General features: G+C 62.0%; 12 protein-coding genes. 2 read left to right on the top strand and 10 right to left on the bottom strand.

What is annotated here, in order from left to right; translation table 11 throughout:
• Positions 1–24: 24 nt before the first annotated feature.
• The 4 genes from mce to denD all read right to left on the bottom strand — a co-directional run bounded on the left by mce (position 25) and on the right by denD (position 4,525).
• Positions 25–426 (bottom strand): methylmalonyl-CoA epimerase, encoded by a 402-nt coding sequence (mce, locus tag ASF70_RS01045; protein WP_062576677.1) that lies wholly within the window; start codon positions 424–426, stop codon positions 25–27.
• Between the two features lie 6 nt (positions 427–432).
• The gene (gene scpA, locus ASF70_RS01040; RefSeq protein ID WP_244473910.1) at positions 433–2,577 is read right to left on the bottom strand and encodes a methylmalonyl-CoA mutase; all 2,145 of its coding nucleotides are present in this window, start codon (positions 2,575–2,577) and stop codon (positions 433–435) included.
• A gap of 83 nt (positions 2,578–2,660) precedes the next feature.
• A complete protein-coding gene (locus tag ASF70_RS01035; RefSeq protein ID WP_062576672.1) occupies positions 2,661–3,545 on the bottom strand; it encodes an NAD(P)-dependent oxidoreductase in 885 nt (294 codons plus the stop codon).
• On the bottom strand, positions 3,542–4,525 hold the full coding sequence (gene denD, locus ASF70_RS01030) for a D-erythronate dehydrogenase (RefSeq protein WP_062576670.1): 984 nt from the start codon (positions 4,523–4,525) through the stop codon (positions 3,542–3,544). The genes ASF70_RS01035 and denD overlap by 4 nt, the downstream gene beginning before the upstream one ends.
• A 172-nt stretch (positions 4,526–4,697) precedes the next feature.
• On the opposite strand from denD, the gene ASF70_RS01025 reads away from it, so the two are divergent.
• Both ASF70_RS01025 and ASF70_RS01020 read left to right on the top strand, forming a co-directional pair.
• Complete coding sequence (locus ASF70_RS01025) at positions 4,698–6,134, top strand: FAD-binding oxidoreductase (RefSeq protein WP_062576668.1); 1,437 nt, start codon at positions 4,698–4,700, stop codon at positions 6,132–6,134.
• A gap of 26 nt (positions 6,135–6,160) precedes the next feature.
• On the top strand, positions 6,161–6,880 hold the full coding sequence (locus ASF70_RS01020) for a FadR/GntR family transcriptional regulator (RefSeq protein ID WP_062576666.1): 720 nt from the start codon (positions 6,161–6,163) through the stop codon (positions 6,878–6,880).
• 56 nt (positions 6,881–6,936) lie between these two features.
• On the opposite strand, the gene ASF70_RS01015 is transcribed toward ASF70_RS01020, so the two are convergent.
• The 6 genes from ASF70_RS01015 to ASF70_RS00990 are packed head-to-tail and all read right to left on the bottom strand — an operon-like array spanning position 6,937 to position 12,487.
• A complete protein-coding gene (locus ASF70_RS01015) occupies positions 6,937–7,851 on the bottom strand; it encodes a TIM barrel protein (protein ID WP_062576664.1) in 915 nt (304 codons plus the stop codon).
• Between the two features lie 14 nt (positions 7,852–7,865).
• Positions 7,866–8,624, bottom strand: coding sequence for a glycerophosphodiester phosphodiesterase family protein (locus ASF70_RS01010; protein ID WP_062576661.1), 759 nt, complete (start codon positions 8,622–8,624; stop codon positions 7,866–7,868).
• 20 nt (positions 8,625–8,644) lie between these two features.
• Complete coding sequence (locus ASF70_RS01005) at positions 8,645–9,526, bottom strand: ABC transporter permease (protein ID WP_062458558.1); 882 nt, start codon at positions 9,524–9,526, stop codon at positions 8,645–8,647.
• Positions 9,527–9,540: 14 nt separating this feature from the next.
• Positions 9,541–10,467: an ABC transporter permease gene (locus ASF70_RS01000; RefSeq protein ID WP_062458560.1), complete on the bottom strand. Its 927-nt coding sequence runs from the start codon at positions 10,465–10,467 to the stop codon at positions 9,541–9,543.
• Between the two features lie 11 nt (positions 10,468–10,478).
• Positions 10,479–11,477 (bottom strand): ABC transporter ATP-binding protein, encoded by a 999-nt coding sequence (locus ASF70_RS00995; RefSeq protein ID WP_062576659.1) that lies wholly within the window; start codon positions 11,475–11,477, stop codon positions 10,479–10,481.
• Positions 11,474–12,487, bottom strand: a complete 1,014-nt coding sequence (locus ASF70_RS00990; RefSeq protein WP_062576657.1) for an ABC transporter ATP-binding protein — start codon at positions 12,485–12,487, stop codon at positions 11,474–11,476. Before ASF70_RS00990 ends, ASF70_RS00995 begins: the two co-directional genes overlap by 4 nt.
• Positions 12,488–12,533 lie beyond the last annotated feature (46 nt).

Raw genomic sequence — 12,533 nt, 5'->3', positions numbered from 1 at the left:
CTCATGCTCCGTGTCTCTCGCCCGTCAGGCCTGCTCAAACTCAATCAGCGCGCCTTGAAAGTCCTTTGGGTGAACGAAGATCACCGGTTTGCCGTGTGCGCCTATCTTCGGCTGACCGTCGCCCAGAATGCGTGCGCCCGTCTCGACGATCCTTGCGGAGGCGGCTTTGATGTCGTCGACCTCGAAGCACAGGTGGTGGATGCCGCCGGACGGGTTCTTGTCCAGAAAGCTCGTGATCGGTGACGTCTCTCCGAAGGGGTGGAGAAGCTCGATCTTGGTGTTGGGCAGTTCGACGAAGACAACGGTCACGCCGTGCTCGGCCAAATCCTGTGGCGCGGAGACCGAAGCACCGAGGCCGCGATACTGATCGGATGCCGCCGCCAGATCCGGCACCGCGATCGCGACGTGATTGAGCTTCCCGATCATTGTGCCTCACACATTCCGGCGTTTTCCTTCGAGGAGATCGATCACGGCGTTGGCGGCATCGAGGACGTTTGTGCCGGGCCCGAATACGGCAGCGACGCCGTTTTCGAGGAGGTAGTCGTAGTCCTGACGCGGAATGACGCCGCCGACCACGACGATGATGTCGTTTGCGCCCTTGCGCCTGAGCGCATCGACCAGTTGCGGGGCAAGCGTCCTGTGACCGGCTGCCAGCGACGACATGCCGACCACCTGAACCTTCTGCTGGATTGCCAGATCGGCGGCCTCATCCGGCGTCTGGAACAGCGGGCCGGCCAGAACCTTAAAGCCGATATCGCCGAAGGCCGAGGCGATGACCTTGGCGCCACGATCGTGGCCGTCCTGGCCGAGCTTTGCGACCATGATCCTCGGCTTGGCCTTAGCCGATGTGTATTCGGCAAGACGCCTAGTCAGCGTTTCGTATTCCGGGTCGCCCTCGTAGGCAGGGCCGTAGATATCGCTGACCACATCCGGCATGGCCGCATGATCGCCGAATGCCTTGCGCATCGCATCCGACATCTCGCCGACCGTGGCACGCGCGCGCGCCGCCTCGACGGCCGCCGCCAGAAGATTTCCTCGTCCCGACGTCGCCACCTCGCCAAGGGCTGCGAGAGTCGCTGCTACCTCTTGCGGATTGCGCTTGCGGCGCACCTCTTCCAGCCGCTCAATCTGGCCGTTGCGCACGGCCGTATTGTCGATGGCGAGGATGTCGATATCGTCTTCCGTCTCGAGCCTGTATTTGTTGACGCCGACGATGATCTCCTCGCCGCGGTCGACCTTGACCTGGCGCAGCGTCGCCGCCTCCTCGATAAGTCGTTTCGGCAGACCGTCGGCGACAGCCTTGGTCATGCCGCCGAGCGCCTCAATCTCTTCAATCAGGGCCCAGGCTTTTTCCGCAAGCTCGCTGGTCAGGCTTTCGACGTAATAGGAGCCAGCCAAGGGATCGACGACCTTGGTGACGCCGGTTTCGTGGGCGAGAATCAGCTGCGTGTTGCGGGCGATGCGGGCGGAGAAATCGGTCGGCAGCGCCATCGCTTCGTCGAGCGCATTGGTGTGCAGCGACTGGGTGCCGCCGAGCACGGCCGACATCGCCTCGTACGCCGTGCGGATGACGTTGTTGTAGGGATCCTGCTCGGCCAGCGAGACGCCTGACGTTTGGCAATGAGTGCGCAGCATCAGCGAGCCCGGCTTCTTCGGCGCGAACTCCTCCATGATCCTCGACCACAGAAGACGGGCAGCGCGCAGCTTGGACGCCTCCATGAAGAAGTTCATGCCGATAGCGAAGAAGAAGGAAAGGCGTCCGGCAAACTCGTCGACATCGAGGCCCTTAGCGATCGCGGCGCGCACATATTCGCGCCCGTCCGCCAGCGTGAAGGCCAGTTCCTGAACCAGCGTCGCACCCGCCTCCTGCATGTGATAGCCGGAAATGGAGATCGAGTTGAAGCGCGGCATTTCTCTTGCGGTGTATTCGATGATGTCCGCAACGATCCGCATCGAGGGTTCGGGCGGATAGATATAGGTGTTGCGGACCATGAACTCCTTGAGGATGTCGTTCTGGATGGTGCCCGAAAGCTGCGAGCGCTCGCATCCCTGTTCCTCGCCGGCGACGATGAAGGCGGCAAGAATCGGGATCACCGCGCCGTTCATGGTCATCGAGACGGACATGTCTTTCAGCGGAATTCCGTCGAACAGGACTTTCATATCCTCGACCGAGTCGATCGCCACGCCGGCCTTGCCGACATCGCCCTCGACGCGCGGGTGGTCGCTGTCATAGCCGCGGTGGGTGGCAAGGTCGAAGGCGACGGACAGGCCCTTCTGGCCGGCGGCAAGGTTGCGCCGGTAAAAGGCGTTCGAGGCCTGCGCCGTCGAAAAACCGGCATATTGGCGGATCGTCCAGGGTCGACCGGCATACATGGTTGCCCGCGGACCTCGCACGAAAGGCTTGATCCCCGGCATCGTATCGAGGTGCGAGATGCCGTCGAGATCGTCTGCCGTATAGAGCGGCTTGATGTCGATCCCTTCCGCCGTGTGCCAGACCAGCGTGTCAGGCGAAGCCTTCAGCTCCCGCTCGGCAAGCGCTTTCCAGGCCTGCTTTTTTTCCCCGGTATCTTTTGACAAAAGCATCCCCCCTCAGCGCTTCGCTTCAATCGACAGCCTATCAGGTATCGCCTCAGCCAGCCGGGTCAAGCCTTTCCAAAGAACTACGGGTTCAGCTTTTCGAGATGAAGAAGCAATCCGCTGTGATCGAGCGGCCCGCCGCCGTCCTCGACGAAATCCGTGAACTCTGCCCTCACCCCGCTGGTCAGCGGCAGCGTGAGGGAGAGGGCGTCGGCAACGTCCATGACCGCGTTGAGATCCTTCAACTGGTTCTTTGCCGTGCCACCGGGGTCGAACGCCCGCTCCACCATACGGCGACCATGGATTTCGAGGATGCGACTGTCGGCGAAACCGCCGCGGATTGCGTTGCGGAAGGCTTCGCGGGAAGCGCCACCGGCTTCGACAAGGATCATGGCCTCGGCGACCGCACCGATCGTGACCGCAACGATCTGCTGGTTGGCGAGCTTGCAGATTTGTCCCGCGCCGCTCGGGCCCACATGGGTTACCCGACCCATTGCCGAAAACATGTCTTGGAGGCTTGCGACCACATCCGCATCACCGCCCGCCATGATCGCAAGCGTGCCAGCCTCCGCTCCGACCACACCGCCGGACACCGGCGCGTCCACATGGGCGATGCCCAATTCTCCAAGCTTTGCTGTATGCTCCTTGGCAATGGCCGGCGCAATCGAACTCATGTCGATCACCTTGGCGCCCTTGGCCAGACGATCGGCACAACCGCTCCCGAACAGGACGTCGCCAACGGCCTTGCCGTCCGTCAGCATGGTGATGACGATATCTGCGCCATCGACGGCCTCAGCAGGTGATGCTGCGACGGTAGCGCCATCGCTCTCCAGCGCTTTCGCCTTATCCGGATTGCGGTTCCAGACAAGAAGCGAATACCCGGCCTGAAGCAATCGGCGCGCCATGGGTGCACCCATCAGGCCTGTTCCGAGGAAGGCGATCTTTTCCGAGGGGTTTGCGGTAGTCATTGCAGCTTCCCTCCGAGTTCATCCTCGATATGGACCTGGATGATCTCGTCGAAGTTCTTCTCGGCCGTGAACCCAAGTTCGGTCGCGCGTTTTGCCTCGAAACCCGGTGCCCAGCCTGCGACCATCTTCATGATCATCTCGTTCGGCTCGCGCCGGATGAGATTGACCGCCTTGTCGCCGGCGATGCGCCGCAGCGCGTCGATCTGCTCGCCGACCGTGGCGCTGACGCCTGGCATGGAAAGGCTTCTCTGCGCGCCAAGCTGCGCCAGATCGAGATCCGCCGCATGGACAAGATACCCGACCGCCGAGCGCGGCGACGTGTGCCAGTGGCGGGTGCTTTCCGGCACCGGCAGAATGGCTTCCTCACCGATCAGCGGTTCGCGCAGGATGTTCGAGAAGAAGCCGGATGCGGCCTTGTTCGGCTTGCCCGGGCGAATGCAAACGGTCGGCAGGCGAATGCCGATGCCGTCGAAAAATCCCCGACGCGAATAGTCTGCCAGAAGCAGTTCAGACATCGCCTTCTGGGTGCCGTAGCTGGTGAGCGGCGTCAGGTGGAAATCGTCAGGGATCAACAGCGGCAAGGGCGCGCCGACCACGGCGATGGAAGACGTGAAGACCACACGCGGCTTGTAGCCGTCAGCTTGGTGGGCCAGGCGGATCGCATCGAACAGATAGCGCGTGCCGTCGAGATTGATCCGGTAACCCTTGTCGAAATCGAGTTCGGCTTCGGCCGAGACGATGGCTGCGAGATGATAGATCAGATCCGGGCGACCTTCGACCAGGGTTTCGGCGACGCCCGGCGTCGACAGATCCACCGCGAAACTGTCGATCGCCACGGTGGTTTCGGGTTTTTCCGGACTGACCACGTCGACCAGCGTCAATTTTTCGATCGCGGCGCCACCGACCGCTCCCTCCCGAAGCAGCCGCGTCGTCAGTTTGCGCCCGACCATTCCGGCCGCGCCGATAATCAAGATATGCATGGAACCTCCCTTTTCCGAGAGTTCGCAGAGCGTTGCGAACCCGGCATGATTTTTCTTGTACGGTTGTCTGATAACCTTATATGGTTTGTCCAGCCTTACCGGGTGAAAAAGAGGTTATCAAGAAGCCGCGCCTTTCCAAAGAGCGGACGGATGAGCCCAAGGGAGAGACACCATGGCATTGGATCTTGAGGATAGCCCGGCCATGTCGCTGACCGCCTCGTTGGGCAGCGACATCGTGATCCGCGACGAGACCGAAATTGCGCGCTACTGCCGCGACTGGCACGGCGACGTTTCCAGCAGCGCCGTTGCAGTTCTCCGGCCGCGCTCGACGCAGGACGTCGCCGCCTGTGTGAAGGCCTGTCACGCGTTGAACCTGGCGATCGTTCCGCAGGGCGGCAATACCGGGCTCGTGCTCGGCGGCATACCGGACGATCCGGTACGCCAGGTCGTCATCAGTCTCGAGCGGATGAACGCGATCCGCAATATCGACGCGGACGATTTTTCCGCCGTGGTCGAGGCCGGGTGCATCCTCTCCGAACTCAAGGACGCGATCGCCGACAAGGCGATGTTCTTTCCGCTTGCGCTTGGCGCGCAGGGCAGCTGCCGGATTGGCGGCAACGTCTCGACCAATGCCGGCGGCATCAACGTGCTGCGCTACGGCATGACCCGCGAGCTTGTGCTCGGGCTTGAGGTGGTGCTGCCCGACGGCTCGATCCTCAACGGGCTTTCGACCCTGCGCAAGGACAACCGCGGCATTGACCTCAAGCAACTGTTCATCGGCGCCGAGGGCACGCTCGGGATCATCACCGCCGTTTCGGTCAAGCTTTCCCCCTACCCCGATCAGGTTGCGACTGCGCTGCTCGGCCTCGCCTCACTCGAAGACGTGATTACCCTTTTCCGGCGGGCGCGCCGCGATTGCTGCGACCTGATGTCGGCCTTCGAATTCATGCCGCCGCTTGCCCTGACGCTCGCGAGAGAAGCGATCCCCGACCTGCCTTTGCCGATACCGGGCGACTATCCGGCCTATGTCCTGATGGAGATATCGGGATCGGGCCTCGTCGATATCCAGAACCTGATGGAGCGTTTCCTGGAGGGCGTGATGGAGGATGTTCTCGTCCTCGACGGGACACTCGCATCGTCTCAGGCGCAGGCGAAGAACCTCTGGCTGATCCGCGAGGGCATGAACGAGGGGCAGGCAAAGCGCGGCGCGCATATGCGAAGCGATGTCTCCGTGCCACTTTCGAAGCTGCCGGACTTCGTCCGTGATGCGGAACAGGCGATCCATGCCGCCCTTCCCGATTGCATCTGCGTTTCCTACGGCCATGTGGGCGATGGCAATGTGCATCTCAACTGTCTGCCGCCTTCGGATCTTTCCGCAGCGGACAAGGCTGAACGGATCTATCGGTCGAAGACCGTGCTCAACGAGGTGGTCGATCAATATGCTGGCAGCATGAGCGCCGAACACGGCATCGGCCGCTTGAAGCAGATGGATTTCGATGTCAGGCTTCCCGAGACAAAGCGCAAGTTGCTGACTGCGATCAAGCGGGCGATCGATCCCGACCTCGTGATGAACCCGGGATGCCAGTTGAATTTGTCGCCGAAGTCGTAGAAACCATCCGTAACAGGAAGGCGGCTTTGGCTTTGACGGATTTCAACCAGATCAGGCGCAACGCGCATCTACCGGCCCGGATCGCCGCGGAAATCGGACGCGAGATCGTCGAGGGACGGATCGCGTCCGGAGAAAAGCTGCCGACCGAACATCTGCTTGCCCAGACATTCGGCGTCAGCAGATCGGTCGTGCGCGAAGCCATTGCACAGTTGCGCAATGAAGGACTGGTGGAGACACGCCAGGGCGTCGGTGCCTTTGCAACGGAAAAGGATCGTCGACAGATGATCCGCGTCGAGCCCGCCGACCTCTCCGATCCCGAGAATTTCCGCGACCTGTTCCAGCTGCGTCTGGCGCTTGAAGTCGAGGCGGCGGCGCTTGCGGCCGTCAGCCATACGCCCGAAGATCTGAAGCGCCTCGACGAGGTTCTGGCGCAGATGACCGGTGCCGCCAAATGGACCGAGGAAGGCATCGCTGCCGATCTCGCCTTCCATCGCGCTGTCGCGGCTGCGACCCGCAACGATTATTTCATCCAGTTCATCGGCTTCATCGCCGAGCGTATCCAGCTCACCATCAACGCCGCGAGGGCCAAGGCCGTGCTGGAGGAGATCGTTGAAGTCACGATCGCCGAACATGTGGCAATCCGCGACGCAATTGCGGCTCGCGACGCATCCCGGGCCAGAAGCGCCATGCGCGATCATCTCGATGGCGCGTCCGGCCGTCTCAATCTGGAACTCACCGTTCCCTGAGGGCAGACATCAGAAGGCCAGAGCGGGGAAGTGTCCCTCCCCCGCTCTGCCCGACGTTATTCTGCCGCGATAGCTGCGGTGCGGTCGTTCAGGGCCATAAGGCCTTTCGCGCGTTCCAGACTTGCAGGCTGTTCGGCATGGTAGCGGCGTCCGATTTCCATCATCAGCACGGTGCCGGGCAGGAAGGTGAGTTCCGAGAAGATATCTTCCCAGTCGATATCGCCCCAGCCGAGCGGCATGTGCAGATCGCCGATGCCGAGCGCGGTATTTTCCTGCACGTGGAAACCCTTGTAGAAAGCCTGCGGGCGGCCGAAGCTGTCATGAACATGCAGATGGCCGGCGACAGGCGCCATGGCACGCAGTTCCTCGCGGAAGTTCAGGCCGCGATAGGTCGATTCGATATAGGCGTGGCTGAAGTCGATCAGCGCCACGAGGTTTGGATGCCCGACCGTCTTCACCGTTTCGGCGATCTGGGTGGGCGTCTGGCGATACTGGCCGGGCTCCGTGGTGAAGATGTTTTCAAAGGCGACCCGAACACCGTAAGGCTTGCAGAATTCGGCGAGTTCGAACAGCGCTTCGCGTTCGCGGGCGTCGGCCTCGGCACGCTCCATGATCTGTTCGGCGCGGAGATTGCCGCCGTGCTGCACCAGGATGCCGGCACCGATCCGATCGCAGATCTGCGCAAGCGCCTTGGCGGCGTCGAGCTGGTAGCGGCAGGTTTCCGGCTCCATGAAGTTCGAGGAGACAAGGCCATGAACCGTGTAGCGGAAGTCGAACTGCTTCGTCAGCGCCACGAGCCGCTCGGCGCGTTCTTCGATGATCCGGCCGCCCGAGATCAGATCGAGGCTGGTCAGACCGAGTTCGACGGTATCGACGCCGATCTCGCTCAGGATGCGAAGTTCCTTTTCTAGGCTTTCAAGTTCTCCATTGGTGGAGCCGGCATTGAAGCCTGTGCCGATGATGTTGCTCATTGTCGTATTCCCTTTCAGGCAGGTTCGGATTGGAACTGGGTTTCGCGTCGCAGATCGAGCGCGAGGTCCGGGCTGTCGGAGGTCAGGTGACCGATGCCGCGGTCAAGCCAGCGCCGGATCAATGCTTCGTCGTTCAGTGTCCAGACACAAAGGTTTTCGAGCGGAAGTTTGCCGGTGATAAGCGCCCATTCGGCATCCATCAGCTCGTGGTGGATGGCAACGATATCGGCGAGGCCGTCGGCCTTCTCGAGGAAGCGTTCGAGACCGCCCTCTTTGTCAGCCCATTCCGCATTGACGGACACGAGGCGCGCAATATGCGGAGCAATGCGCTGGCATTCGTCGAGAACGGAGAGGTCGAAGGAGGTCAGATGGCAGCGCTCGGCCAGACCGAACCGCTCGATTTCCGCGACGACTTTTTCCGCAATGCCAGGATAGGGTTGCTTTGCTTCGTCGGACTTGATTTCGACATGCAGTTGCTTGCCCTCGGATGTCGCCAGGACGGCGAGGACGTCGGCCAGCGTCGGCACCGTGTCATCAGAACCGTCGAGATGCGTTTCGCCGCGCATGTCCGGCGTCAGCGAGCGGACCGGGCCGGTCTTGTCCGTCGTGCGATCGAGCGTCGCGTCGTGGATGACGACCAGTTCGCCGGTATCGGTCAGGTGCACGTCGAATTCGATCGCATCCACACCCAGATCCAGCACGTTGCGAAAGCCGGTCATGGAGTTTTCAGGCCAGAGATTGCGGGCTCCCCGGTGGCCGGTGATCTTCGTCATTGTCGTCTCCTGAAGTGTGATCAGCGAAGGGTCGGATCGAGCTTGTCGCGCAGCCAGTCGCCGACGAGCGAGATGGAAAGCGTCGTCACCATGATGACGAAGGCCGGCGCCAGCATGATCCACGGCGCCCGTGTCAGGTATTCGCGGCCGAAGCCCACCATGTTGCCAAGGCTGGTTTCCGGCGGCTGCACACCGAGGCCCAAAAACGAGAGCCCGCTTTCCATCAGGATGATTTCCGGAAAGGTCAGCGTCATCGAGACGATCAGGGTCGAGGCAACGTTCGGCAGGATGTGGTGAAGATAGACGCGGCCAGGCGTGGCGCCGAGCTGCACAACGGCAGACGCATAGCCTTGCGCGCTGGCCGAGATCGCGAGGCCGCGGGCGATGCGGGCATAGCGCTCCCAGCCGTAAAACCCCATCAAACCGATCAAAAGCGGCATCGACGAACCGAAGAAGGCAAGCACGGCGAGCGACATGATCAGGAACGGAAGGGCCGCCTGGAAATCGGCGAGAACGAGGACAAGATGCTCGACCGCGCCCCGAAACTTTGCCGCGGCAAAGCCGAGCACGGTACCGAACACGGCGGAGATGATCGTTGCACCAAAGGCGATCGCCAGCGACACGCGGATCGACTGAAGCAGGCGCGAAAGGACATCGCGGCCGAGTTCGTCAGTGCCCAGCAGATGCGCGGGATTGCCCGGCAGCGACAGACGGGCGCGCAGATCCATGGCGGTAATGCCATAGGGGCGGATGACGTCTGCAAACACGGCAACCACCACCATCCCGACCAGCCAGACGATGCCGAAGGTAACGGAGAACGGGACCTTGCGGACCTGCTTGATGAAGCGGGTGAAGAGAGACAGGTTGGGCGATTGTGGGCGGGCGATATCAGTAACAGTCATGACCGGCCTCCTCTCTAGTGAGCGCTCTGGGCGCGAAGCCGTGGATCGAGAAAGCCGTAGAGCAGGTCGACGATGAGGTTCGACACGACCATGGTGGCGGCGACCAGGAGCAGGATGCACTGGACGACAGCGAGATCCCGGTTGCTGACAGAGACGACGAGCAGGCGTCCGATGCCTGGCCAGGAGAAGATCGATTCCACCACCACGGCGCCGGCGATCAGCGTGCCGACCATGAACCCGACGATGGTGACGATCGGAACAGCGGCATTCGGCAGCGCATGCTTCCAGACGACATCCTGCCACTTCATCCCCTTGGCAGAAGCCGTGCGGATATAGGGCTGGCCCATCACCTCGATCATCGCACTTCTCGAAAAGCGCGCGAGAATGCCGATACCGCCGATGCTCATCGTCAGCGTCGGCAGGATGCCGTGCTGCCACGTGTCCTGCCCACCGGATGGAAGCAGCCCGAGCGTGATCGAAAAGATCAGCACCAGAAGCAGGCCCATGACGAAGGACGGAATGGTGAAGCCGAAAATGGCAGCCAGAATAACGCCGCGATCGATCGCGCTCTGGCGATGCAGGGCCGCATAGACGCCGGCCGGGATGCCGATCACGACCTTTAGGAACAGCGCCGGGATCGTCAGCTGCAGGGTCGCCGGAATGCGCTCGATCACCAGCTGCATGGCGGAGGCCTTGTCACGCATGGAAACGCCGAAATCGCCCGTGAAAATCGCCCGGATGTAGGACAGGTACTGGATCCACAGCGGCTGATCGAGGCCCCAGGCCTTGCGGAAGGCATCAACGGATTCTTGCGGAACATCGGGACCAAGCATGACCTGGGCCGGATCACCAGACAGCCGCAACACGACGAAGGCAAAGGTGATGACGGCAAGGATGGTGATGAGCGCGCGAAGAAGGCGAATGGAAGCGAAACGAAACATCGGGAATTCCTTTAGGCCGCGACCGACGCCTCGGCGCGGGTCACCATATGACAGGCCGCGGTTCGGCCGTCGGCAACCGACAGAAGCTTCGGCACGCTGGTACGGCAGATATCGGCGGCAAGCGGGCAGCGGGGATGGAAGGCACAGCCGGATGGGCGGTTGGCAGGGTTCGGCGGCTCTCCCTGCAGGATGACGCGGCCTTGAAGCAGCTTGCCCGGCACCGGCACACTGGAAACCAGCGCCTTGGTATAGGGATGCAGCGGCGTCTTGAAGATGACGTCCGAGGATGCTTCTTCGACGATGCGACCGAGATACATGACGGCGACGCGATCAGCGATATTGCGGACCACTTTCAGATCATGGCTGATGAACACCATGGCGATGTGGTTTTTCTCCTGCAGGTCGCGCAGCATGTTGACCACTTGCGCCTGGATCGACACGTCGAGCGCCGAAACTGGTTCGTCGCAAACCAGAAGCTTCGGCCGCGACGCAAGCGCCCTCGCAATGACGGCGCGCTGACGCTGACCGCCCGAAAGCTCATGCGGATAGCGACCCGCCTGATCGGGTCTCAGACCCACAGCCGACATCAACTCGGCGACGCGCGTTTCCCGATGGGGCTTCGGCACGAGATTGTGGATGGCGAGCGGCTCGCCGATCTGCTCGGCAATCGTCAGACGGCGATCGAGCGCAGCCAGCGGATCCTGATAGACGAACTGCATTTTTGCGCGCAATGCACGCCATTCCGGCGTTGCGAGCTTCGGCATCGGTTTGCCTTCGAAGAGAGCCTGCCCTTCCTGCGGAGGATCGATGCCGAGCAGCATGCGGCCGAGCGTCGACTTGCCGGATCCGGACTCGCCCACGATGCCGAGCGTCTCTCTCGGCATGACCTTCAGATCAATGCCATCGACGGCGCGCACCGGTGTCGCGCGTCCGAACATGCCCTGGCGAACCTCGTAGGTCCGGACCAGACCTTTCGCTTCGATGAGCGGCGTTTTGAAACGGTCGTTCATGACAGCGGCTCCAGAACGCGTGCCTCGACGGGATGCGTGACGCCGATCGGAGGATGGGAACCGACGGGATGGTGACAGGACAGAAGCCGCCCATCATCCGTGGACTGAAGAGCCGGCATGCGGGTCCGACAGTCGATTGCGGCATGCGAACAGCGCGGCGAGAAAGCGCAGCCTTCCGGCAGGTCGCGTGGATTGGGAACCGTGCCGGGAATGGGGATCAATCGGTCGCGCGGACCATCCAGACGCGGAATGGCATCGAAGAGACCGCGCGTGTAAGGATGGCGCGGGTTGTCGAACAGGGCCTGGATTGTCCCCTGCTCCACGATACGGCCGGCATACATGACGCAGGCGCGCTCGCAGACCTGCGAGACAGCGCCCAGATCATGGCTGATAAAGATGGTCGCCATGCCGGTTTCGGCGCGCAATGCGATGAGAAGATCAAGGATCTGAGCCTGAATCGTCGCGTCGAGAGCCGTTGTCGGCTCGTCGGCAACGAGCAGATCCGGCTCGCCGGCAAGCGCCATGGCGATCATCACGCGCTGACACTGGCCGCCCGAGAATTCGTGCGGAAAGAGATCGATGCGCCGCCCTGCATCCGGAATGCCGACCATATCGAGCAGCCGCAGCGCTTCCGCCTTTGCAGCCTCCCCGTGAAGGCCGCGATGGATCGCCAACGCCTCGGTGATCTGGCGACCGACGCGCAGAACCGGATTGAGCGAGCTGGACGGATCCTGAAAGATCATTGCGATCCGCTTGCCGCGCACGCCTTCGAGCACGTGTCGTGGCTGTGCGAGGATTTCCTGTCCGTCGACGCGGACTGATCCGCTAACCGTTGCTTTTCCGGGCAAAAGCCCGAGTGCTGCAAGCCAAGTGACGGACTTGCCGCATCCGGATTCACCCACAAGGCCGATCGCCTCTCCGCGGGCGATATCGAGATCGATACCATGCAGTACCTGAACGCCGTCGAAAGCGACCTTCAGGCCGCGCAGTTCCACAAGGTTTTTCACCATGGAACGCACCTCCATTTTATAAGCAGATGCGCCGGCCGCGAATTCC

Source organism: Rhizobium sp. Leaf321 (genome assembly GCF_001423215.1).
Lineage (GTDB): Bacteria > Pseudomonadota > Alphaproteobacteria > Rhizobiales > Rhizobiaceae > Neorhizobium > Neorhizobium soli.
The sequence above is the reverse complement of the archived record's forward strand: the minus strand, read 5'-3'. Positions and strand labels throughout refer to the sequence as shown.